Below are 23,155 nucleotides of genomic sequence, written 5' to 3' on the forward strand. Positions count from 1 at the left end.
AGCCCCGCCGCTCTGCTGTAACCGTATTGTCTAAGTGCGTCGTGCAGGGTCGGCGGGGTTGCCTGTGTAAATTAGGTACAATAAACAGGAGGCCAAAAACCTTTGTGATAAGGTTTTTGGCCTCTTGCCGCTCTAAGGTTCACTTTAGTTATCTCGCCCTTTAATTCCATTTTTTTATCCAGAAGTCAACGTCTGTAATCATGACGTCTGCTTGACCAGACGCACTATGCCGGGATGCAGGCTGTTTTATTGTTTACACTTGGTACTATTTTTTTATTGTTGTCAAGAGATCAGCGGATTGGTTTTGGATTTCCTCCGCAACGGCATACGCCGCTTTGATATAGCTTTCCGGCAGTTTTGATACAGCGTCGTTGATGATCAGCTCGCCGTCTGCCACATTTAATGAGGCATCATAGAACATATTGACTTCCTCGCGTTGAACCGTTGCTACATCACCAATGGGTGCAATGAGGTTCTTACCGCTTTTCTTATAGGCTACGAGTTTGCCACCCTCAAAGTAGTACTTCTCGATGCCGCTCTCATAATCTTTGGTTAGGCTTTCCTCGGCATAGACTAGTTGGTCGTTCTCGAAATAGGCGGTAAAGTCGGTGGCTGTGTCGCCTTCACCGCGTTTGCCGCTAACGCTTTGATAACTTGCCAGTGATTTGTCGATATCGGCGATAACCTGACGCGGATCTTTGTTTACTTCATTGGTAACGGCAAGCGTGCGGTATTCATCAGACAAATAGGGTCTAAGCAGATCGATGGACACCGGCAGCTCTACGAACTTCGCGGGGGATTCACTCGGCTGGTAATAGAATACGACATACTTGCCAGTAAGATAGTAGCCAAGCTTGTCACTGAATCCAGGCAGGCCGGTTGCGGCCGGGTTGGAGATTGCCGCCTGCTGCAGCAAACGATTTACGCCTTGTCTCGCCTTGTCGGTATCCTGGATCAGTCGGTTAGAGGTGATTGGAATACGGGTTTTCAGGTTGTAATTCACCGACGCCATGAGCGGCTTGCTGCTGTTATCCTGTGTTTGCTCACCGCGAAATACTACGCTGATCAGGTTCTGCTCCTGCCGGGTTACTGTATAGTCCATGTTCAGCTTAGCGGACGGGGCGAGATCAGCCATAAAGCGTCCCGGGACTTGGAACAGCTGATAATTTACCAGCACCGAAGTGATCATGTTTGACAGATCCACTTGCGGATAGAACACGTCAATGGTATCGGTTTTGTGCGAAAGCTTGGATAGCTTATAACCAGGGTCTGAAACGGGAACGGTGGGACCAGGGGCAGCGTTCCGCGTTTGGCCGATGATCTGACCTTTGTCATTATAAATGTCTTGCAGGATTCTTTCTTGAGAATTGTTGTTCGCCCAGGCGAGCGGAAGTGGCGCTGCCAAAAGTCCTGCCAAGGCTAATGCAATCGGTTTGATATATGTTAATTTCATTTAAATATACCTCCTATCGTGTACGCGTACATACTGAAAAAATTCATCTGTAGAATTTAACGACTTAGCATGAAAAAAGTAACGGATAACAAAAAACATCCTTGGGGGTGATTGGAAGCATACGGAAGGCTTAGTAAAGTATCAATAGGACCAACTTCCGGCTATTCATCCGCCGTGCCGCCTGTAAAGAAAGCAATGGCGTCTCTAAGAGAGTACCCTTAGAGACGCCATTGTCCAACATAAACAATGCCTCCGCAGCGTTTATTCTGTAGAGGCATCATCGCCTATTTATAATTTAGTATATTATAGCCATTATTTAAAGAAGTGCCAATTACGCATTACTTTCAGTTGCAGAAGTATGAAACATTTTTATTTTAATCGAACCATTATATATTCAACTTTTTGACTAGACTTTCCAACTGCAAAGCGTAATACAATCGCCGTATTTCCTTCATACTCATATAAATCATAACTGTTAAAAGGCGTACTTGCGGTTTTTCCATAAGCAGCAAATATTTGAGCAGCAGTAGCATCAATCCCTATGTTTCTATTGGTGCTTATTGTATTGTTGCTGCTAGAGACCGCTATAATCTTTCCTTTTTCAGTTATTACTTTAACATCTTTAGGATAAGTATATACAATATAGTCTTTATCGGCTCGATAATCCTTTGATTTCTGAGTTTGCAGCGGCACTCCCAGTTTTTGTTCAACTTGTGACAAAGAATTACTTATTTCAATACCGGCAAGAATAAAATCTTTTGGGGTTAGCGGTGTTATTTGGTTCACTGATGCCGAATTTGCTGATCTTTGCTTTGCTTCATTTAAAGCAGACATTCTTGCAGCTTCAAGAATTCTTTGATGTGATACTCCGCTACTTGTATCTGGAGGAACTTGCTGATTGGTCTTTACAGCATTACTGCGGCTTTCTGTAGTTTTAGTGTACTGCTTAGACATATAATAAGCAGCAACTGTTTCACCAGCAAATAGAAAAATAATATATACTATTATAAAATTAACTATGCCCCATTTTACATAAGGATTGAGTTTTGTTATATACTCCTTTATCATTTGCTGCCTTCACGCACCTTCCCGATCGTCATGCCTTGTTGATCAAGTATTGCTCCAGTTGTACCATCAACATGTCCTACTGACATACCCATACTATCAGTCAGTGCTATATTATTACCTACATGTTTTATGTGTCCCACAGTAAAAGATTGCGCATTTTCAATGGTTCCCTCTGCGGTCAAGCGACCAATATAATGTTTATCCGGACCTTGAATTGTATGTCCGCCACTGCCGTCAGAATAAAGGTAAATATTCGTACCATTAGCGTCGGTAATAGTAGTATGAGTAGCTGATTCGGTAATTGTCGCTGTTGAAAAACCAAAGCTATTTTGAATGTTATGCCTTATTTGATCATTAAAATGAGGATGAATATCCTGACCTATATTATAAGTTGTAGCTGTTACCGGTGTTTGTTCGGCATATGCCTGGTGATCTAACCCGTGATTAAAATTATCGGGAAAAGGCTTTATACTTGGATCGATCTTAGCATAGGCATCATTATGAATGTATTTTTCATGGAGAGTGTTGCTATCGCTAAGCATCGATTCATGATGCCCAGTATCTAACCCGTGATTAAAATTATCGGGAAACGGCTTTATACTTGGATCGATCTTAGCATAGGCATCATCATGAATGTATTCTTCATGAAGAGTGTTGCTATCGCTAAGCAACGATTTATGATGCTCAGTATCACTTGCGTCAACTTGTGCAGCATCACCTAAATGATCTAATCGATATACTAAGAAGCCTAAACAAACTACTCTCAGCAAAACAGAGAAAGCAAAGCGAGCCTTACGATTTTCAACGATAATACCAAACCATACAAGAATACCCGTGCTTACTAAGAATAATAGTTCGTTGGGTATCTGAATATGAATCACGTATTCACCAAATACCTGAATTATAGCCAGAATCACGTTAACAACAATAAATACTATTAAAGCAATTGAAATGCGTGATACTGCGAGAGAAAAACACTTGCTTTTTGGCAGCTGTTTTTGTTTGCTATCAATCTCAAATTTAGCAAAAACATATGTTGCAACAAGCCAAAGGGGAGACAAGACGAGAAAATTTACTGCAAAAGTCGGTGATACATGCATAAGAAAACTGGAATCTAAAATAGCATAAATTACAAGAACGAAACTAGCGTGAACTGCAAGTCCTTCCCAGAAGTCAGATGTGGACATCAATTTCAATAAATTTATTAAGCGAAAAATGATTAAAATACTTAAGACGATAGCAATAATACTTAGCATGAGAGAGAGAGTTCCTCCTTTAATTTTATTCGTACTCTCATACTTTACCACAATTAGACAGTATTCTCTAGTTTAGCAGGCAATTAGGAACGACTTCCGGGGCCAGGCCTTACTATTTAGACTTTTTCATTTTGCATAGTTTCGAATAGTTTAATTGTAAGGCCTGACCCTAAAAATCCTCTAAAAATCCCGCTCCGCTTCCATTACGAAGCTTCTTCGTTACTACGGCTGTTCCACCCCTATATCCTGCATTCGTACTTTCGTCGAACGGGATTCATTATTGCGGCAGTTGAAAGAAAAAGAAGGCTTGTCTATTCGGCAAATCGAGCGAGCAACCGGGATATCGCGTGGAGTAGTAGCGAAGAGTTGACAGAATAGGAATGTCAGACTTGTCAAACTTTGTAATCATTGCAGACACTATGTCGTAGCAGTATGTCCCTTTTGTGGACATACTGTCTGTAAAGTGTACATCGACATCTTGCCAATCGGTCGAAAAACGAGGGGTTCTCTCGTTCATTGCGATGGCATAGTTATTGCAAAGGACTATCTTACCTGAGCGCTGAATTGTCTATGTGAGGAGAGGTGTGTTATGAATGTGACAATGCCGGAACAACAGGACTATTCAACCGATGTCCGATTGAGGTCGATTATTGATAACCCATTCGAGGGTATTATGGCAATTGATGCAACCGGGGTTGTTTTTTTCGCCAATGCTTTTTTTCTGGATATTCTCAATTGCAGTCAGCAAAATGTAATCGGAAAGAAAATATGGGATATCATTCCTAGTTGCCGATTATTTGAAACTATTGGCCAGGGCTACTCGATATGGGGCGAGACGTTAAAAATCAACGCGAAAGAATTCTTAGTAGCCCGCTTCCCGCTAAAAGTCGATGGGAAGACAGTCGGCGCGATGGTAAAAACCGTTTTTCCCGACCAAGCTATTGCTAAAGAAATTGTTCATAAACTATCACAACCTGCCAATGTTAGCAGCTCTTGTATGCAACTGATGTGGACCTGCCGGGATATTATCGGCGAAGCGCCGCCAATGTTGTATGTCAAAAAGCTGGCCAGGCGGGCATCGCGAACCAGTTCTACTCTGCTGATCACAGGCGAGAGCGGCACCGGCAAAGAAATTATCGCCCAAGCAATTCACACTCGCTCGGTAAGACGTGAAGCGCCTTTTATTAGTGTAAACTGCGGGGCGATACCGGAAAACCTTTTGGAATCAGAACTGTTCGGCTATGTTGACGGTGCATTTACTGGCGCAAGAAAGGGCGGCAAGCCGGGCAAATTTGAACTGGCCAATGGCGGAACGATATTATTGGATGAAATCGGTGATATGCCGCTATATATGCAGGTCAAGATTCTGCGGGTGCTGCAGGAAAGAGCGGTTTGGCGAATCGGCGCTACTACCCCCACAATGCTTGATGTGCGTGTGATGGCTTCCACCAATACAGATCTCAAACAACTCATTAAAGACAAGAAGTTTTGCGAGGATCTATATTACCGTTTAAATGTACTGGAAATCAATCTCCCGCCGCTGCGGGAACGAGTCGATGATTTGCCACTTCTGGCTCAGGCTTTGATTCAACGCATTAACAAAAAGATAGGATCAGACGCCCAGGGCATCACTGAGGAATCTCTCGATATCCTGAAGTCCTATAGTTGGCCGGGCAATGTGAGAGAACTGGAGAATTTGCTCGAACAGGCAATTAATTGGAGCGACGACCCGCTCATTGATATTTGCAAGATTCCCGTCAGACCGTGGGAAAGTAATCCGCGCCAGTCCCTGGTTGGTCTGGACAGTCCCTTCCGCAACCGGGTTGAAGAAACCGAGCGGGAACTGATCATTAATGCGCTGGAAAGAACTAACGGCAACAAGGCAAGAGCCGCGCGCGCATTAAATATGCAACGCTCGGTATTATATAAAAAGTTGGAGCGAATGAAGATTTAGCAGATGTAGTGTAGCTCTTCCATACAAATGTCTGCAAAAGGTACAGTGTATAGAGCCTCTGGGCAAACCGCCCGGAGGCTTTTTTACGTCTAGAAAGTATAAGTTCGCGAAGAGGACGAGGTTGCGTTTCCACGGAGTAAACGGAGGATACACGGAGGGCACGGAGGGGTGCGATATCTATTTTTGCCAGCTTTGCTGGCCCAAAAATTGTAACCCCCGTGCCCTCTTTACCACTCCGTGACCTTCTTGGAATGGTGCCCCGTACTTCCCCAAGGACTGTCGTAGCGGTTTTCTTAATTTTAAAATCAGGTTTTCAGAGTATTCCGGTAGTTTTGGCACGCTTGTTGCAAGATATCTAAGGTGCTGATGGCCATCAGGAAGTACAAATACTTTGCCATGAGGAGGGAACGTAAGTGTCCAAATTAGGGAACAAAGTTAAATCTATCGATGAAGCCTTGAGTGCTATTCCCGAGAGCGGTGCGACGATTATGATGGGTGGATTTGTCGGCGCAGCCGAACCAACCTGTTGCATCGAGTGGTTGATTAGTCATGCGATCCGTGAGATCACCCTGATTACCAACGAGCCAGGGTTAAGCGGCTTTGGCCGCGCTATGCTGTACAAGAATGGATTAGTAAGAGAAATCATTTCTTCTCATGTCGGGACGACTCAGGAATCTACCGACGAATACCTGAAAGGCAACCTTAAAGTAGAACAGTTTTACCCCATGGGTACCTGGATTGAGAAGGTAAGAGCCGGTGCGATGGGACTAGGCGGAGCGCTGATCCCGGTCGGCGTAGGCATACTCGATGAGCCCGGCCTGTTTGCCGAACTAAAGGAGCCTAAACAAGTTATTGAAGTTAACGGTGTAAAATGTTTTGTTGAACCGCCGCTGCGAGCGCCAATTGGTCTGGTTAAAGCCTGGCGGGCTGATGAGATGGGCAATTTAGAGTATCGTCATACCAGTGTAAACTGCAATCCCATGGTGGCGATGGCCTGCGACTACACGGTCGCAGAGGTGGAAGAAATTGTTCCTGTCGGCACAATTGCCCCTGAAAGAGTAGGCACATCGGGAGTATTTGTTCACGCGGTTGTTAAAGGACTATCCTTGGAACAGCATAATGAGATATATCGGAAGCACTGGCTCAAGATCGGTAAACTAGTACCTTGACCATGTTAGAGTTTAGTTTTAGGGCGGAGACAAAATTGCAAAGGGCAAGGAAGAGCCGACGACGCATACTGGAAGGAGTCTGCTAGGAGGGATGACGCAGCAATTTGCAATTTTGGCCGTCATCAAACTAAAAATATAATGTGGCCAAGGTACCAATTCCTGAAAAATAAAGAAGACTTGATTTTTGGGAGGGAAAAACATGGACGCGAGAGTATTGATCGCGAAACGAGCCGCGCAGGAAATAAAAGACGGCCAATTAGTCAATTTGGGATTCGGTATGCCAACCCAGGTTTCGAATTATTTGCCGGAAGGCATTCATGTGTTATTTCACGCTGAAAACGGAGTATTCGGCGTTGGCCCGAAGCCAAAAGCCTCAGAGGCACTCGCAGACATGACTAATGCCGGCGCTGAGCCGATTACCTTAGTTCCAGGCGCGGCTATCATGGATCTGGCGACCTCGCTCGGCGCTATGCGCAGCGGCCGGCTGGATGTTACCATCCTCGGCGCTTTGGAAGTTGACCAAATGGGCAATATCGCCAATTGGGCTGTGCAACGCAATGGAAAATGGTGGCCTGGCATTGGCGGCGCGATGGACTTGTGTTACGGAACGGAAGTGGTTATTGCTTGTCTGATGCATGCCGATAAAGGCGGCGAATCGAAAATCATGAAAAAGTGCGCACTGCCGCTGACTGGAAAAGGCTGCGTCAAGACCATTATTACCGATAAGGCGGTATTTGAAGTCGGTGAGAATGTGTTGATTTTGAAAGAACATGCGCCGGGAGTTACCCTGGAAGAAATTAAGACGCTGACTGAAGCTGATTTTGTTGTCGCTGACACGTTCTGTGAGATGAAACTTTGACGTGCGGCAGACCGGGGAGGTCCGGTAAACCGGCCTCCCTCATCAACCACAGGGGGTGTAAATATGGACGGTTCAGCTAAGCGTGCTGACAGTGAGATAGTGACAAAAGCCAGAGAGTTTTGTAAAAGTCATTTGCAACCAATCGCCAGACAACTGGACAAAGAAAATCGATTTCCCACGGAATTACTGGGGCAAATGTCGGAAGCAGGATTTTTGGGCATGAATTACCCTGTCGAATATGGTGGCGGTGGCTACGATTCAGTTAGCACCTATGCCGTGGCTAAGGAATTCGCCAAGGCTAGCGCGGGGGTTGCCCTGACCTTTCACGTTCATTGGATGGCGGTTGATGTTTTGCTGAAATTTGGTTCAGAAGAGCAAAAAAGTCGCTATCTTCCTGACTTGCTGCAGGGCAAGAAAATTGCCGCTTATACCATCAGCGAGCCGCAGGCCGGCTCTGATGCCGCCGCGATTAAGGCTGAGGCTGCATTTCGCGATGACGGCTGGATACTAAATGGAACCAAGTATTTTTGTACAAATGGCGGGCTGGCCGATCTGTATTTCGTCGCCTTCAAAACAGCTCCGGATGCGGGCGCTAAGGGAATCAGCCTGTTCGTCATTGAAAAAGGAACACCAGGCTTTCAAGTCGGCCCGACGGAAGAAAAGATGGGCTGCCGGAGTTCTTTAACCACAAGTCTGATTTTTACTGATTGCTGTGTCGCTGCGAATAGTATGATTGGTAATGCCAATGAAGGCTTCAAAATTGCTATGTATGGGCTGGTCGGCGGTCGACTGGGCATGGCTGCCATGGGTCTTGGAATAGCGGAAGCTGCCATGGAAACAGGAGCGCGCTATGCCAACCGTAGAGTGGCTTTCGGCAAGCCGCTAAGCACCTTGTATGCAATTCAGGCCATGCTGGCAGATATGTATGTGAAGTTGGAAGCGGCAAACCTGCTGGTAACTGAGACAGCCCGCAAGCGGGATAGCGGCGCGGATTATTCGCTGGAGTCGTCGGTGGCAAAGCTGTTCGTGTCAGAGGTCGTAACAGAAGTATGTCATAAAGCATTACAGGTGTACGGCGGACATGGCTATATGAAACATAATGATCCGGAACGCTATGTGCGCGACGCCAGGTTATTAGATATCGGCGTTGGCGCGTCGGAAGTGCTGAAGATGGTTGTCGGCGCCGCTGTCGCCAAAAACATTGGCAATAGTGGATAATAATCGTAGGGAGGAACACCAATGGACTATGTTACCAAAAGACGATTTGACAGCAAACTGACAACCGGGATTGTCGGGGTTGCGCTTTGCTTCGTGTATGCTATGCTTTACTGGCCTGTCTGGGCTTCAGTCGCCAAGGCGTTTATTTCCGCCACCGCGGCGGCGGGACTGCAAGCCGCCGATCCGGCTATCGGTAAAAAGTACATCACGGCTTTCGCCGAAGGGACCTTTTTCTGGTGCAGTATTTGCGCCTGGATCTGGCAAACCTTGATTTTTGGCAACTATGGCAAATATAGTTTGAGCGACCTCCAGCCTCGCGCTGGGATATGGTACACGTTCCTGAGCTTTGTCTGCGGTTCTGTTGCCTTTTTGGTACTGATCGCTTTCCTCGGAATCTGGTGGAAACCCTTTAGCCTGGCGATTCTGTTTGCACCAAGCAACGCGGACGAACTTAAGCTGGCGTTAGAAGGCTGGGAGACCTCCAACTTTTACGTCTTGCCAGTCATCATTGCTCAGATTCCCTTTGTCTCCTTATTCCAAAAGAAGCCATGGGCCGGTAATCTGAAGCCGCCGCTCGACGGGTTGGCGGTTATGATGACAAGTTCGGTATTTGCCATCATTGTCTGGGTGGGGCTGTTTATTCCGAGCTTTATGCATCTCCAGTTAGGAGGTCATAGCATTACCTCTCAGCCTTTCGGATCTTGGCCAGCTGTGCTTGCTTTTTGCCAAGGGTTTATCTTCTGGTTCCTGATTCCGGCCGAAGGCGGCGAAGGTTTCCCGTATAAGCTGTTTACCAGCAAACAGCCGTGGATGGGGCTGATCGGCGTTGTGATTGCCTTGGTATGCGGCGGGTATTTGATGCCAGCGTTCTACGTATCACTCATCAAGGCATTCAACATTAACCCAGGCGTAAATCCCTACATCACAGCGGCATCTCTCGAACTTTCGCTGATTGTTACCATGCTGTGCTGGCATCACTTGTTCGATGACTTTCCAGGCGCTGACAGTGAACCCAGTGTTGCTAAACGAGTACTCCTCAGGGTTGCCATCTGGCTATCAGTCGGTACAGTTTTTGGTCTGAGCTGGCTAAAGCTATATAAAGTATTACCTTTTGCCGGTAATGATTTGGGTATGGGTTTTCCAGTCATGGGAGTCCTCGCGGGTCAATTCGCCTTGCTCATGGTTTTCCTCTATTTTAATACCTTCTTTGACAAATGGCCTATCGTCTACAAAGAGGCTGTAAGTAAAAGAGATTCGATTTCTGGCTAGATAACAGGTAGCTGAATGCTGTGGAAGAGCCGGATGCTTTAATCGGGCTCTTCCGGTTCTGAGAGGGGGCCACCGTGAGGTAGGCCTCTTCTTGTTCAAAACGTATAGAAAGTACAAGTTCGCGAAGAGGACGAGGTTGCGTTTCCACAGAGGAAACGGAGGATACACGGAGGGCACGGAGGGGTGCGATATCTTTTGCCAGCTTTGCTGGCCCCAGAATTGTAACCCTCCGTGCCCTCTTTACCACTCCGTGACCTCCGTGCAATGGTGCCCCGTACTTCCCCAAGGACTGTCGCAACGGTTTTTCTTACTTGAAACATGACTAAGAACGCAACGTATTTACATTGTTCGGAAAATTGCTATAATTAGGATAAGGGCTAGAAACGAAAGGGGCGAAAACGATGAGGAAAAGGTTAGCTTTGTTGCTCGTGGTTTTGTTCGTATTGACGTTCTCCATGCAGGCCGCGGTCGCTGCTCCCGATGATGCCAAACTGCCGAGTGTCAAGATTTTAGCTACAGGGGGAACCATTGCCGGTAAAGGGGCCTCTAGTACCCAAATGACAGGTTATAACCCTGGCGCCATCGGCGTTCAAGTACTAATTGATGCAGTGCCGGAACTAAAGCAGTACGCCAATGTTTCTGGAGAGCAAATCGCCAATATCGGCAGTTTTGCGATGAACAATGAAGTATGGCTTACTTTGGCCAGAAGAACGAATGAACTGTTAGCTTCTGATGATGTGGACGGCATAGTGATTACCCATGGCACGGACACATTAGAAGAGACCGCATACTTTCTAAACCTCGTTGTTAAAAGCAATAAACCGGTCGTTTTGATTGGCGCGATGCGCCCAGCCACGGCGATGAGCGCAGATGGCCCGGTCAATATTTTGAATGCTGTTCGTCTGGCCGGCAGCAAAGAGGCGCGAGGCAAGGGGGTCTTAGTGGCGCTTAATGATCAAATTAATGGTGGACGCGATGTGACAAAAACAAACACCACACATGTAGAGACGTTTAAATCGTGGGAATTGGGCGTGCTGGGCTATATTCAAAATGGAAAACCCTATTTCTATCGGGAATCGACTCGCAAGCACACTACACAGTCTGAGTTTGATATAACGGGTCTAACTAAGTTGCCGTATGTTGAGATCGTCTATGCGCACACGAACCATAACCGTCTGTTTGTGGACGCAGCCGTTAATGCCGGAGTGAAGGGGATTGTCCATGCAGGGATGGGACATGGCAGCATGTACCCGGCGACTAAAGAAGCCTTTATAGACGCCCAAAAGAAAGGTGTCGTTGTCGTTAAAAGCTCTCGCGTTGGCAACGGCATGGTGACACGCGTAGCGGAAGATGATAAACTGCACTTTGTCGCCGCCGATACCTTAAACCCGCAAAAAGCGCGTATTCTGCTAATGATGGCTCTTACCAAGACCTCGGACCCGGTCGAAATCCAGCGGATGTTTGATGAATACTAAGGTGTTTCCTTGATTATAGGCTGCATGCAAAAGAGATTAATTCTCCGATAGAACAACTACAAGGAAATCCCCCACGAGTGAGCTCTGTTCACTTTGTGGGGGATTCTTTTCGTTTGAGATAAGCACTAATCTCGAAATCTGGCACATAACAGTATATGATATCAGCTAATATGTAGCTAGAGGAAGAGAAAATGCTCCATTGGGATTATCTTCCCAACAATGTGTTGACAGAATTTACATGCTATTCTATAATTTAGCCATCAGACCACATGATGGCATGACTGGTAATTGAATTTTTTAATCATAATAAGGAGATTAGTATGATATCCGATATTTCATTAAAATCAATTTCGAAGAAAACCAGTATAGTTGAAGATGTGATTCAAGAATTATCAAATTATATATTAGAAGGAATAATGAGAGGTAGTATAAAAAAAGGGGATCGGATTCCGTCTGAGCGAGAATTGTCGGAGAGTCTTGGCGTTGGCAGATCCACTCTTCGTGAGGCGATAAAAGTTCTTATCATGCTAGGCTTGCTTGAAGTGAGGAACGGGCAAGGAACTTACATTACGGTAGGTACTTCTGACTTTTATGCGGCTCCCCTTGCATGGGGAATTATCATTGGAGATAAGTCAATAGCTGAGTTAGTCGAGGCAAGACTTCTCCTCGACTGCGAGGCTGCGTTTCTTGCAACGACCAGAGCAAATGATGTTGAGCTTCGCGAAATTGAAACAGCATTACTTGATATGAAAGAAGCTTGTGAAAATGAGAATATCCAGAAGTTTATTGACGGGGATGTTCGTTTCCACATGGCTATCGCAAAAGCAGCGCATAATGCCGTAATCTTTCAAACAGTAAAAGCCATTCGCAAGCTACTTGAGCTATGGATAGAGAAAGTATTGATCGATATGGATACGGTTCGCGCGACTCTAAGCGAGCACGATGCAGTTTATAAATGCATACTAAGCAAAGATGCCGAAGGCGCCAGAGAAAGAATACGCTATCATGTCAATTCCGCCATTACCCGCCTGCAATTGAGTACGAGCGGTAAGTGATTTAGACTTCTTCGGCAATATAACAAATAATATACTAAATATGGAGGTATGATGGAGAAAGTTAGTTTTAGTGTGCAGTCTCGGAATGATTTTAGCGGAGGTATGCAATGTGATTGATCTCTGTCAATTACGGACTGAAATTGCGCTCACATCTCAAGCATTGTATAAAAGTGGGCTTACTTGTTCTACTGGCGGTAACATCAGCGCTCGGTCAGGTGATATCATTTTGATTAGTAAAACTGATACATCCTTTAGCCGATTGCGGCCTGAGGACATTATTGCCTGTGATTTATTCGGGAATCCGCTAGAGGATGGTAAACCGTCAAAAGAAGTGGGATTTCACGCTGCGGTTTATCAGCAATCCGCTGCTTTAGGAGCGGTGGTTCATTTACACTCTCCTTATTCTATTGCTCTGGGAGCTTTTCCACTGAATGAAAGTGATGTGTTGCCGCCTTGCACTTATGGGGCAGTCACACGAGTTGGCAGAGTGCCGCTGGTTGAGTTTCATCCACCAGGGCACCCTGATCTGATTCGGCGTATTACTGAAGAATTGCCAAATGCAGAAAATGCTGTTTATTTAGCTCAGCACGGAATTATTACGTTTGCCAAAGATTTAGGGCGAGCCTGTGATATCGCGGAAGAATTCGAGCAGAATGCAAAAATTTACGTCCTTACTGCAGGCAAGGCGCCGTTACTTACCTCAGAGGATGTGGCAAGCTTGCGGGGAGTAAAGAAATGCTAATCGGTGTTGTTGCAGATGATACTACCGGTGCTAATGATATTGGCATCATGTTCAGCAAGAACGGCTATTTGACCAAAATTGTGGCATTTGACGCGGGAGCGCGTCTACAGGCAGACGCCGACGTTATTATTATTGATACAGACAGCCGCCTGGACCCTAAGGAAATAGCCTATGAAAAAGTACTGACTGCCACGAAACAACTACAGATAGTGGGCTGCAAAATATTTCATAAGAAAACCTGTTCCGTATTTCGGGGTAATATCGGAGCCGAATTTGACGCAGTGCTGGATGCCTTAGGCGAACAGTTTATGATTATTAGTCTTGCCTTTCCCAAGAACGGGCGGCAAACGGTGCATGGCATTCACACGGTGCATGGCAAGCGACTAGAATGCTCGGAATTTGCTCATGACCCCGTCCACCCGATGCATAGTTCCGATCTAGTTGCAATTCTCCAAGAGCAAACACAGCACCGGGTTGGCAGAATTGATCTTGACATAGTCAGAAACGGCACAATTGCTTTGCGGCAGGCGCTTGAATCGGCGCGAACTGAGGTTAACTATTGCATTATTGACGCACAAAACCAGGATGATCTTACGCTGCTAGCCAGTGCTTTGGATGGTCTTGCCGTCTTAGGCGGTAGTTCCGCTCTTGCTGAAGAACTACCAAAGTATTGGCCGACTCATAAGTCATGTGATGCACTTGAACAGGTCGATTTTCAAGATCACAACGGCGTTCTTATTGTGGCGGGCAGTTTAATGCCGCAAACAGCGGCGCAGATTGCACACCTTCAAGCAATTGAAATGCCAGTATTAAAAATAGATACTAGAGAGATATTTGATCTACCGTTAATAGAACGAAAAAAGCAAGAAATAATTGATCAGGCCGTAACTCTAATTATGGCTGGCACAGATACTTTGCTGATGGCGGATAATAGTCCAGAAATTGTTCGCGATACGAAGGCCATTGGGCAAGCATCTGGTATTGCCGAGATGACTATTAGCAAAATGGTATCTGCAGTTCTAGCTGATATCACCGCAGATGTAGTAGCAAAAACGAATCTCAAGCGACTGATTATCGCAGGCGGAGATACGTCAGGGACTCTATGCCGGAAGCTTGGTATCACAGGTAATATTGTCTTACGGGAAATTGAGACTGGGTTACCCTCAGGCTTGGCATTAGGACGACATATGCTTATAGTTCTAAAATCAGGTAGTTTCGGAAAACCGGAATTCCTTCAGACCGCTGTGGAGCACTTAAAAACAATATGTTATCAATGAGACTGGGGCGCTATAATAACTTTTAGTAGATATTAATTGAATGAGACGTCAATGAATTAAAGGTTTTGTTGGCTATACCGAGAAGTTTATACCGGGTCCTACTGCTGTTCAATAAGGTGACCGGGACTGTCCCCTCGAAAGCCCGGCTCTGCATTCAGCAGGCCGGGCTTTCAATTACTTAGTAATATGCACTGTTCACGGTATAAGCCACTAATCTGACGCCATTCTGGTCATAAACGGTGATATTGGTCGGGCTTCCGTTAGCGAGGACTGAGCGATCGAGCGTGATATACGTGTCTAATACCGAAAGAGCAGATGAATCAGCAGCCCTTGGGCTTTTGGTTCTCAGTGTTACGGCGATATCATTACCATAATGCACGACTTTCTCTATGGCGATCCCGTAGCCCTTCGGAGCTACTGTACCTAGGTGGGCATATAGTACAAACTGGTGGCTGAAATTGACGGCTTTCATCTGGTTCAGCACATTGGCCGGAACGTAATCAGCTGACCCGTCTGTGCGAGGGTCTTTCATCAGCAGGCCGAAAGACATATCTTTCGGGTATGCGCTTTCATTCCACGTCCAGTCCCCGAGGTTAACGTTATGGTAGAGTATCTGGCTTGCCATCTGATCAGTGGGCGCTAATGTTGCATACGACGTAAACAATTTGGCCGGGGTGTAGGTGGCGGGATGCGTAGAGTCGCCGATACCTCGAATAGTGGTGATCGTCCACTCGCCATCTTCACGCGTTAAGTCAACCTTAAATGTCTGACCGTTGGAACGAACCTGGACGATGGCCTTGGATCCTGACGAAGACAGCAAGGAAAACCGGTCGTGCTGTGAGTCGAAACCGAAGGTAGCAGCATTGTTCCGAACGACAAGGACAGGGTCGCCGGCGCGACGATGCTTGATCTCCTCTGACTTGGCAGAGGCTTCATGAATCTCCTTAGGGCTTGACAATGCCTGAGCCTTTGCCGGCATTCCCGGCAGCATCGTCGCAGAAATCACCGCTGCCCCCGCTACAGCGGCCATGATCCGCTTGTGTTTCATGCCAAATTTCATGATCCTGCGTCTCATTACCATTCTCCTTTCTGAGCAATTGCGGCGAAAATAGATCATAGATAGTATTTGCTCATGGCGAGATGCAAGACGAAGCAATAATTGGGTGGTTGTGCAAATGGGAACAATTAAAAGGAAATCACAAAGATGAAATGCGCGATAATGCTTCGGCTGAGAAATCGAGACGCGCAATAAAGTACGACTTGAAATACTTGCAGGAAGAGGGACCATATGCCAATAACCTGTCCAAAAATCGTCGCGCTAGGCGACTCGATAACCTATGGCTTTCCCTATTTGCCGGATCGTTCCTGGGTTCGCCTGGCTGCTGACGAACTCGGTCTACAGATGATCAACAAAGGGATTAACGGGGACACCACTTGGGGGATGCTGGAACGCTTCTCCGCCGATGTGCTCGCGCACCGGCCGTCGCATGTAATTATCGTGGGTGGGGCAAACGATGCTTTTGAGCGGATTGCTGCTGAAGACGTAGTGAACAACATTCGTCAAATGGTAAAGGCAGCAATTGATAATGCCATTGTGCCGTTCCTTGGACTGCCGACTCCCTGCAACTTTGCGGAAGAAACGCTTTTGGCAAAGTATCGCCAGTCGCTGCGACAGTATGTAGCGACTGAGGGTATTGATGTGATTGATTTTTATTCAGCAATGGTCAATCTAGTCGGTTCTGGGATTCGCGAAGGGCTTCATGTAGATGGCATTCATCCCAACGAGGCCGGATACCAGATAATGGCCGGAGTAGCTGTTGGTTTTTTGCGCTATCGGGTGTGAAAACAACAGTGCTGGAAACAGACGATTCAATATTGTGGCGACATTGCAAGAAAAGGGAGGGATTGCCGTAAAATAGATCGATCACCCGGGACATCTTGCGGCGTAGTGACAGAGAGTTGACAAGATTGAACGTCCCGCCGTCCTAAGGCCTAGTTCTTTTTGAAGAGAAAGGCCTTATTTATTTTTCAGAAGGCTAAACAGTCAGGAATGGCGAATGGTAAGTGTTATGTATTGTAATAAACTATTCAACGGGGGAAAAAATGAGAACACGGGCATATGCCTTGATCGTGATAGCTGCTATCTTGTGGGGTATTATTTCTATCTTTGTGAAAGGCTTGGCGGAACTTGGTTTTTCTACATTGCAGATCGTTGCAATCCGGGTAGCTCTTAGCGCTATTCTTCTGGTGCTGTATATCGCCATGAAAGATAGGAGCTTGCTGAAAATCCGACTGACTGACAGTAAATACTTTATTGGGACAGGTGTCTTCAGTATTGCTTTCTTCAATTGGTGCTATTTTACCGCCATCCGAGAAACGTCGGTGGCGGTAGCCGCCATTTTGCTCTATACTGCTCCTGCTTTTGTACTGCTGTTATCCCGAATTTTTCTCGGTGAATGCTTGAATGCCGGGAAAATCACCGCTCTTACCGTAACCTTCATTGGTTGTGGGCTAGTGGTAGGCATCTTGCCCGCCGGGCTGAACGAGTCAATTTCGCTCTACGGTTTAGCTACCGGTCTCGGAGCCGGATTTGGCTATGCGCTATATAGTATCTTTGGCAAATTCGCGCTGCGTCGCTACAGTGCCGTGACAGTGACAGTCTATACCTTTATCTTCGCAGCTGTGGTCATGTTACCGGTGAGTGGGCTCTGGGAAGCGCGAGCACTGCTTTTTAACGGGCAAGCAGTCGCCTACAGTGTCGGCTTCAGCCTTTTCTCTACCGTATTTGCCTACCTGTGCTATACTGTTGCTCTGTCTCATATCGAGACAGGCCGCGCCGCCATTGTTGTTACACTGGAGCCAATAGTGGCAGCGATTGTCGGGACAATGCTTTTTGACGAGGTCCTGAATAACTGGCAACTCTTCGGCATTATTCTCGTGATTGCTGCGGTAGTATCTGTTCAACGCACGTAGAGGAGATAATAATGATGACGTATTGTGGTCAGAAGGGAAAATAATACGGTTTTACTACAAGATGTTGTGGTTTTGGAGCAAAAATCGATCTTAAATCGGGGCAAAAAAGTGCGTTTTTTAGCTCGTTTTTTGGGGGAATTTTATAGATGATATCGGTTATTTTTGATGATAACAGATGAAAAAGTGGATTTTAAAGGAAAAATCGATTGAAACCTTTTATCGAAGAAGCGTATACGTTTTCCAAAGAAAAGTTTAGTAAAAGAAAATAAATATACTATTATATAACACAGAAAATCCAGAGGCATTGGAAAAATCTTAATGCCTCTGTTTTCATATAAACCCAAAATACAATTTAATAAATCTGCTATCGGGTAAACAACTATAGCTTGCTGTAATGATTTTCCAAAATGGAAATTTTATCTTGTAAGAGTTTCTTTAATTTTTGTGGTTTAATGGAAGTAATATTGTCCGTATAATTTAGGAAATAGTTTGAAATAAAGCTTTCTTCTCTTATATTGTAGAATCCTTTAATAATATATTGTTGCTCTTCAATGCAGAGATGCATAGAGGGATAATGTTCCTTGTAGAATAAATCTACTCCTTTGGGGGATATTTCAACCTCAAAATCGGTTGCTCCTTCATGTTTAAATATAGTAGCTGAGAGATTCGTCAATTCATCTATAGATTTTGGTTGATAATATATATCCTCACAAAGAGAACTGATCTTATCACAACGAAATACTTGTACCTTATTTGTATTAAAATTAAATGCGGTTACATACCATTGACCATAAGTTGCAGAAATATCAAAAAATTGTACAGAGTATTGTCTTTCTGCACCTCGTTTATTGTATGTTATTTTACAAACAGTTTCCTCGATTGCCATCTTTAATATATCTTTTAAAAGGGGACTACTGTTGTGATGTTTTGAAACTTCTAAACTTAAGATGTTTTCCATTTTATGAATTATATTAATTTGTTCATTAGAAATACAAGTTTCAAATTTTTGTTTTAATGCTGTTACGCTTAGATGAAATGGAGTTGATTCATAAGCTTTTAACGTAATCATAGCAAAATACAACGCATACATTTCTTCAATGGTAAAAACAATAGGAGACAGTAATCTGTTTTTTAAAATACCGTATCGTCCATTTCTTCCTGTTTCAGAAAAGATTGGCATGCCTATTTCCTCAAGTGACTGTATATCCCTTAATGCAGTGCTTTTAGAAATGTTATATCTTTCGATAATGTCTTTTAAGTTAAAATAATTTTTATTATTAAGATATATCATCATATCATTTATTCTTTCTGATTTACGCATAGATATTTCCTTTCACAATTATTCAATGGTATCATAAAATGACACCATTAAGAAATATACTATAGTTATAAAATAAAATCAAAGGAGAAATAAAATGAACACAAAAAATGAATTTAAAAGAATTATGGAAAGCCAAACGGAAATAGCTCTTGCTACAAGTGTTAATGATGTGAGTAACGTTAGAATTGTAAATTTCTTTTATGATGAATCTGCTCAAACTTTATTCTTTGCAACTTTCGGTGATAACGATAAAGTCAAAGAATTTGAACAAAACAGTAAGGTGGCTTTCACTACTGTGCCGCACAATGGAAATGAACATGTTAAAGCAAAAGGAAATGTCAATAAGAGTAGTCTAAGTATCTATGATATAAAAGATAGTTTTATATCAAAAATCCCAGATTATAAAGACACCATTGAGCAAGCAGGTCAATTCCTTATATTGTTTGAAATTAAGTTTGATACTGCAACGATTACATTAGACTTTGAAAATATTGATACATATTTCTTAGTTTAGTTTAAAATCATTGATATAGAAAAAATTTCTATTAGACTTGCTATAGTGATAAATAAAAAGCCTCTTAAAGAGCGGTGGTGGACCTGACGGATTCAGTGAATGGATAAAGATCTATGGCTTATTAGGAAACAAGGATGTATGTATAAATGATTTTGATACAATGTTAAATTGCATAGAATTCCTATTATGTTAGTTGTATGATGTGTTTGTTGTTGCTAATATATGATGTCCAATAAAGAAAATATACCCTGACGCCAAGGGGAGACCAGGTTCAACGGGCATCTTTTTTGTCTCCTCAAGGCATGTGGAATCCATAATCCTGTTGCAGAAGAAAAGCAGTTAATTTTTGACCCCGAAAATCACATACATCAATGATGTACCTTGATTTTTTACCTGAATTCATCATCGCTTAGCTTAGGATAGAATAAAATTCTAATTGATCGCATCGGTTATGAATGTATAATCTTGTTATAGGAGATATGAATAGTTTTATTATATTTAATGTTATCAGGAGGAATTACATGAGAAAAGAAGTATTGATGGTTTTGTTACCTTTATTTGCTGACTGGGAGGCCGCCTTTACTTCTGCGACCTTAAATGATCAGATTCAAAATAAGCAATCTGAATATTTTGTAAAAACAGTAGGTCTTACAAAAGAACCCATAAAGTCCATTGGTGGGCTTACGGTATTGCCAGACTATTCCATTGCTGATGTTCCAGATACTTATTCTGCTTTGTTGCTGATTGGAGGTATGAGCTGGTGTACAAAAGATAGAAAGCCAACAGAGATATCCTCAAAATTGGTTCCCCTTGTACAACGTGCCATGGATAAGGATATTCTTGTCGGTGGAATTTGCGATGCCTCCACCTTTCTTGGTGCAAATGGATGGTTGAATGATAAAATGCATACAAGTAATACATTGGAAGATTTAAAACGAGTTGCAGGAGAGGCTTACACTAACGAAGCCAACTATATAGAGCAACAAGCTATACAGCACAAAAATGTAGTAACAGCCAACGGGACAGCATATTTAGAATTTACAAAAGAAGTTTTGCTTACTTTAAAAGCCTACCCCAAAGAGGATATTGAAGCACATTATGATTTTTACAAAAGTGGATATTATGAGGCAATAAAAGAACACCACATTGCAAAAGGAATATAGGACACAATAATACCAATTATTTTGGGTGATGGGATTACGCTTTTTATAAAATAGAAGAGAGTTTTTTATTTCCTAAAAGGAGATTAAAGGAAATGTATTTTTCAAAGGAAAGCTTTACGAACTGGTAGTTTAGTTTTAGATTATTAATGCAGAAGTATTAAAACGGTTCAAGGTTACTTAACTAGAATATGTCTGAAGTAATATTTCAACAAAGAATTGTATGCCATTTACTAAAAAAGTTTAGAATGTTGGAGCTGCTTTTTTAGAAATTACCGTACCGCCAAGGGGTTATCAGTTTCAAAGGACATCTTTTTTGTCTCCTCAAGGCAGCAAGTACTAGCAATTCGATCAAGACCCATTACACTTAAAAAGAGTTTTGCGAAGCTAATTAAAGCTTCGTAAAACTCTTTTTTTGAACAGACAAACCACAAATTATGACCTTCGGACTAGCCCCAGATACTAATGACGCCATAAGAGACAGCGACCATTATAATCTCTAAGATCAGGACAGGCCGGATCGATTTAAAGAAACTGGCCTTGAAATAATCCAGCGTAACAACCAGACAAAGATGGGCGGGAGATAGCATGTGCCCTGCGGTTCCCATGAGGAAGCAAACTATGACCAGCGAGATGTCACCCGGTGATAAGAGCGCGATAAAGGGGAACGCGATGGCGACAAATCCTTGGGATGTACCGGTCAGGATACCACCCATGAAGGCGATAATGCCAACTACGACTGCTGCAGGAATTGCTAGGTTATTCAATAGCACCGAAATATCACCAACTACGCCTGACAGCCGTAAGATGTTCTGGAAAAAGAGGATTCCGAAAACCCCCCACAGCAGTTTGCGGTCTAGGGCATGGCTAAGCATGGCACGGATATCGGAGACCCCTTGCCGCAGAACCAACGCCATTGAAGCTACTACTGCTGCCATCGATACGGACGCGCTTACGTTAAATAGCACCACCAGGGCTAAATTCGATAGGATGGGCGCAGTCGCTAGGGCGATATAACGCCAATTGCAACTACTTTCTACGGGTGTGCTGTCTGCAATGGCTGCCGCGCTGTTAGGCTTAAGCGGAGAAATAAGCAATACCCAGCCGGTAATAAGCGCTAGCACCGTGAGCCAGGACATGTGGGTCACAAGATCGCCGAGTGGTATGCCGGAGAGCTGACTGGCAAGCAGCATGCCTGTAAACAGCGGGTTTGTGAACTCCCATATATGACGAAACCAATAGTTAATGACTGTCTTCTTTTCCGCAGTGAGATCGTACGCTCTGCTTGCATTTTCTACCATCGGAGCTGAAAATATAGCTCCGCCCAATGATGGCAAAAAGCCCAAGAAGGACGGCATCAGGACAAGGAGGAGACGCTCACTTTTGAAAATATTGCGGGCCGAAGACATAAACCCATCAATAATGCCGCTGGTACGAAGTTGGTATTCGAGACACATGACAAAATACAGCGCAATAGTGATCTCCCAAGTGCTTGGGCTAGTTACGGTGGTTGAGCTAGCCGCTGTAAGTTTGCCCAGCGTTGGTCCGGTCAAGAAGAATAGCAGCAGCGAGCCGGCCAACATCGCATTGCCCATCTTCACCTTGCGGTTCAGAAGCCCTACAATAACGACCAAAGTGATTAAAACTTTGATTACAGCTACCATAAACTAAAACATAGCCCCCTATCATCTATAACCAATATCATATACTTCGCCGGCGTTAGCCATGCTCCTGCAGAATAGCAAGCGACAAGAAGGAATCCTCCAAATTCTCTAGAAGATAGTTGATAGAAAAACAATATGGAGATGATCACGTGAAAAAAGGTATATTTTTTACTATTTGTCTCATCGTTTTTGTCCTTTTGCAAGCGATTGCTGTGGCTGCGCCTGTTCCGGAACAAGAAACTAAACAGCTTATGAGTCAATATAACGAGGCGCGGCAGAAAGTAGAGGCTGGCATAGATTATCGTGCTTTTTCTGTGCTCAGACAAGAACTCAGCATGGCGACTCAAAAGTTCAGGGAACGGTATCCTAATGAGGCGGTCACTGAAGATTTTGTCTATCTAAATCAAATATACGCTGACATAGAAGAAATTTGGCAGCTAAAAGTTGAACAAAGAGTTCAGTTTCTCCCTAACAATAACGAGCAAGGCAAAGAAAGAGGAACAAGCAAATATTTTATTCATACGGTAATGCTAAAGATGCAATATCCTGCAGTATTGAATGCAAGCTTAGAGAGTAAAGAAAATGGCTATTTTGTGAATAGTGTCTTGGATAATCTCTTGCATTATGCAACCAGAGAGACAAAAACAATGAATGACAAACTCGGGAAAGCACCTGTACTCTAGCCCAGTAAAGTAAGAAACAGTAGTGATGGGTCGCGAAAACGCGAA

Annotated in this window: 20 protein-coding genes; 14 read left to right on the forward strand and 6 right to left on the reverse strand. The window is 44.2% G+C overall.

The genetic code is table 11. From position 1 onward, the window contains the following. Window positions 1-265: 265 nt before the first annotated feature. The 3 genes from AXX12_RS08245 to AXX12_RS08255 form a co-directional block, all read right to left on the reverse strand. Window positions 266-1,453 (reverse strand): hypothetical protein, encoded by a 1,188-nt coding sequence (locus tag AXX12_RS08245; protein WP_066240826.1) that lies wholly within the window; start codon window positions 1,451-1,453, stop codon window positions 266-268. Window positions 1,454-1,822: 369 nt separating this feature from the next. Then, window positions 1,823-2,521, reverse strand: coding sequence for a hypothetical protein (locus tag AXX12_RS08250; protein ID WP_066240829.1), 699 nt, complete (start codon window positions 2,519-2,521; stop codon window positions 1,823-1,825). After that, window positions 2,518-3,777, reverse strand: coding sequence for a hypothetical protein (locus tag AXX12_RS08255; RefSeq protein ID WP_066240833.1), 1,260 nt, complete (start codon window positions 3,775-3,777; stop codon window positions 2,518-2,520). The genes AXX12_RS08250 and AXX12_RS08255 overlap by 4 nt, the downstream gene beginning before the upstream one ends. A gap of 589 nt (window positions 3,778-4,366) precedes the next feature. Between AXX12_RS08255 and AXX12_RS08260 the strand changes: the two genes are divergently transcribed. The 9 genes from AXX12_RS08260 to AXX12_RS08300 all read left to right on the forward strand — a co-directional run bounded on the left by AXX12_RS08260 (window position 4,367) and on the right by AXX12_RS08300 (window position 14,795). Beyond that, window positions 4,367-5,731, forward strand: coding sequence for a sigma-54 interaction domain-containing protein (locus AXX12_RS08260; RefSeq protein ID WP_066240836.1), 1,365 nt, complete (start codon window positions 4,367-4,369; stop codon window positions 5,729-5,731). 413 nt (window positions 5,732-6,144) lie between these two features. Next, entirely contained in the window at window positions 6,145-6,900 is a 756-nt protein-coding gene (locus tag AXX12_RS08265; RefSeq protein WP_066240839.1) for a CoA transferase subunit A, read from the forward strand. Window positions 6,901-7,099: 199 nt separating this feature from the next. Beyond that, window positions 7,100-7,759, forward strand: a complete 660-nt coding sequence (locus tag AXX12_RS08270; protein ID WP_066240843.1) for a 3-oxoacid CoA-transferase subunit B — start codon at window positions 7,100-7,102, stop codon at window positions 7,757-7,759. Between the two features lie 63 nt (window positions 7,760-7,822). Next, window positions 7,823-8,977: an acyl-CoA dehydrogenase family protein gene (locus AXX12_RS08275; protein WP_066240845.1), complete on the forward strand. Its 1,155-nt coding sequence runs from the start codon at window positions 7,823-7,825 to the stop codon at window positions 8,975-8,977. Window positions 8,978-8,998: 21 nt separating this feature from the next. Beyond that, window positions 8,999-10,246 carry a hypothetical protein gene (locus tag AXX12_RS08280; RefSeq protein ID WP_066240849.1) on the forward strand — a complete coding sequence of 416 codons (1,248 nt, stop codon included), beginning with the start codon at window positions 8,999-9,001 and terminating at the stop codon, window positions 10,244-10,246. A gap of 401 nt (window positions 10,247-10,647) precedes the next feature. After that, window positions 10,648-11,721, forward strand: a complete 1,074-nt coding sequence (locus tag AXX12_RS08285; protein WP_066240851.1) for a type II asparaginase — start codon at window positions 10,648-10,650, stop codon at window positions 11,719-11,721. 320 nt (window positions 11,722-12,041) lie between these two features. Beyond that, on the forward strand, window positions 12,042-12,776 hold the full coding sequence (locus AXX12_RS08290; protein WP_066240855.1) for a FadR/GntR family transcriptional regulator: 735 nt from the start codon (window positions 12,042-12,044) through the stop codon (window positions 12,774-12,776). A gap of 109 nt (window positions 12,777-12,885) precedes the next feature. Further along, window positions 12,886-13,518 (forward strand): class II aldolase/adducin family protein, encoded by a 633-nt coding sequence (locus AXX12_RS08295; RefSeq protein WP_197470677.1) that lies wholly within the window; start codon window positions 12,886-12,888, stop codon window positions 13,516-13,518. Beyond that, window positions 13,512-14,795 carry a four-carbon acid sugar kinase family protein gene (locus AXX12_RS08300; protein ID WP_066240859.1) on the forward strand — a complete coding sequence of 428 codons (1,284 nt, stop codon included), beginning with the start codon at window positions 13,512-13,514 and terminating at the stop codon, window positions 14,793-14,795. Before AXX12_RS08295 ends, AXX12_RS08300 begins: the two co-directional genes overlap by 7 nt. Window positions 14,796-14,973: 178 nt before the next feature. Here the strand turns inward: AXX12_RS08300 and AXX12_RS08305 are convergent, their stop codons facing one another. Next, entirely contained in the window at window positions 14,974-15,870 is an 897-nt protein-coding gene (locus AXX12_RS08305; protein WP_082816771.1) for a hypothetical protein, read from the reverse strand. 213 nt (window positions 15,871-16,083) lie between these two features. Here AXX12_RS08305 and AXX12_RS08310 point away from each other — a divergent pair, with 213 nt between their 5' ends. Together AXX12_RS08310 and AXX12_RS08315 are read left to right on the forward strand one after the other, a co-directional pair. Continuing rightward, window positions 16,084-16,638, forward strand: coding sequence for a GDSL-type esterase/lipase family protein (locus tag AXX12_RS08310; RefSeq protein ID WP_066240862.1), 555 nt, complete (start codon window positions 16,084-16,086; stop codon window positions 16,636-16,638). A 260-nt stretch (window positions 16,639-16,898) separates the two neighbouring features. Then, a complete protein-coding gene (locus AXX12_RS08315) occupies window positions 16,899-17,768 on the forward strand; it encodes a DMT family transporter (protein WP_066240864.1) in 870 nt (289 codons plus the stop codon). A 379-nt stretch (window positions 17,769-18,147) separates the two neighbouring features. On the opposite strand, the gene AXX12_RS08320 is transcribed toward AXX12_RS08315, so the two are convergent. Further along, window positions 18,148-19,089, reverse strand: coding sequence for a helix-turn-helix transcriptional regulator (locus tag AXX12_RS08320; RefSeq protein ID WP_066240866.1), 942 nt, complete (start codon window positions 19,087-19,089; stop codon window positions 18,148-18,150). A 94-nt stretch (window positions 19,090-19,183) separates the two neighbouring features. On the opposite strand from AXX12_RS08320, the gene AXX12_RS08325 reads away from it, so the two are divergent. Together AXX12_RS08325 and AXX12_RS08330 are read left to right on the forward strand one after the other, a co-directional pair. Next, window positions 19,184-19,603, forward strand: coding sequence for a pyridoxamine 5'-phosphate oxidase family protein (locus tag AXX12_RS08325; protein WP_066240868.1), 420 nt, complete (start codon window positions 19,184-19,186; stop codon window positions 19,601-19,603). Between the two features lie 521 nt (window positions 19,604-20,124). Then, the gene (locus AXX12_RS08330) at window positions 20,125-20,766 is read left to right on the forward strand and encodes a DJ-1/PfpI family protein (RefSeq protein ID WP_066240870.1); all 642 of its coding nucleotides are present in this window, start codon (window positions 20,125-20,127) and stop codon (window positions 20,764-20,766) included. 446 nt (window positions 20,767-21,212) lie between these two features. On the opposite strand, the gene AXX12_RS08335 is transcribed toward AXX12_RS08330, so the two are convergent. Continuing rightward, window positions 21,213-22,427 carry a DUF401 family protein gene (locus AXX12_RS08335; RefSeq protein ID WP_066240872.1) on the reverse strand — a complete coding sequence of 405 codons (1,215 nt, stop codon included), beginning with the start codon at window positions 22,425-22,427 and terminating at the stop codon, window positions 21,213-21,215. A 149-nt stretch (window positions 22,428-22,576) separates the two neighbouring features. Between AXX12_RS08335 and AXX12_RS08340 the strand changes: the two genes are divergently transcribed. Then, on the forward strand, window positions 22,577-23,110 hold the full coding sequence (locus AXX12_RS08340; protein ID WP_066240875.1) for a hypothetical protein: 534 nt from the start codon (window positions 22,577-22,579) through the stop codon (window positions 23,108-23,110). Window positions 23,111-23,155: the final 45 nt, after the last annotated feature.

The organism is Anaerosporomusa subterranea, assembly GCF_001611555.1.
GTDB lineage: Bacteria > Bacillota > Negativicutes > Sporomusales > Acetonemataceae > Anaerosporomusa > Anaerosporomusa subterranea.

Excerpts from the sequence above, each read along its gene's own strand:
- AXX12_RS08245 (WP_066240826.1), bottom strand. The coding sequence starts at position 1,453 with ATGAAATTAACATATATCAAACCGATTGCATTAGCCTTGGCAGGACTT.
- AXX12_RS08250 (WP_066240829.1), bottom strand. The coding sequence starts at position 2,521 with ATGATAAAGGAGTATATAACAAAACTCAATCCTTATGTAAAATGGGGC.
- AXX12_RS08255 (WP_066240833.1), bottom strand. The coding sequence starts at position 3,777 with ATGCTAAGTATTATTGCTATCGTCTTAAGTATTTTAATCATTTTTCGC.
- AXX12_RS08260 (WP_066240836.1), top strand. The coding sequence starts at position 4,367 with ATGAATGTGACAATGCCGGAACAACAGGACTATTCAACCGATGTCCGA.
- AXX12_RS08270 (WP_066240843.1), top strand. The coding sequence starts at position 7,100 with ATGGACGCGAGAGTATTGATCGCGAAACGAGCCGCGCAGGAAATAAAA.
- AXX12_RS08275 (WP_066240845.1), top strand. The coding sequence starts at position 7,823 with ATGGACGGTTCAGCTAAGCGTGCTGACAGTGAGATAGTGACAAAAGCC.
- AXX12_RS08280 (WP_066240849.1), top strand. The coding sequence starts at position 8,999 with ATGGACTATGTTACCAAAAGACGATTTGACAGCAAACTGACAACCGGG.
- AXX12_RS08285 (WP_066240851.1), top strand. The coding sequence starts at position 10,648 with ATGAGGAAAAGGTTAGCTTTGTTGCTCGTGGTTTTGTTCGTATTGACG.
- AXX12_RS08290 (WP_066240855.1), top strand. The coding sequence starts at position 12,042 with ATGATATCCGATATTTCATTAAAATCAATTTCGAAGAAAACCAGTATA.
- AXX12_RS08300 (WP_066240859.1), top strand. The coding sequence starts at position 13,512 with ATGCTAATCGGTGTTGTTGCAGATGATACTACCGGTGCTAATGATATT.
- AXX12_RS08305 (WP_082816771.1), bottom strand. The coding sequence starts at position 15,870 with ATGAGACGCAGGATCATGAAATTTGGCATGAAACACAAGCGGATCATG.
- AXX12_RS08310 (WP_066240862.1), top strand. The coding sequence starts at position 16,084 with ATGCCAATAACCTGTCCAAAAATCGTCGCGCTAGGCGACTCGATAACC.
- AXX12_RS08315 (WP_066240864.1), top strand. The coding sequence starts at position 16,899 with ATGAGAACACGGGCATATGCCTTGATCGTGATAGCTGCTATCTTGTGG.
- AXX12_RS08320 (WP_066240866.1), bottom strand. The coding sequence starts at position 19,089 with ATGCGTAAATCAGAAAGAATAAATGATATGATGATATATCTTAATAAT.
- AXX12_RS08325 (WP_066240868.1), top strand. The coding sequence starts at position 19,184 with ATGAACACAAAAAATGAATTTAAAAGAATTATGGAAAGCCAAACGGAA.
- AXX12_RS08330 (WP_066240870.1), top strand. The coding sequence starts at position 20,125 with ATGAGAAAAGAAGTATTGATGGTTTTGTTACCTTTATTTGCTGACTGG.
- AXX12_RS08335 (WP_066240872.1), bottom strand. The coding sequence starts at position 22,427 with ATGGTAGCTGTAATCAAAGTTTTAATCACTTTGGTCGTTATTGTAGGG.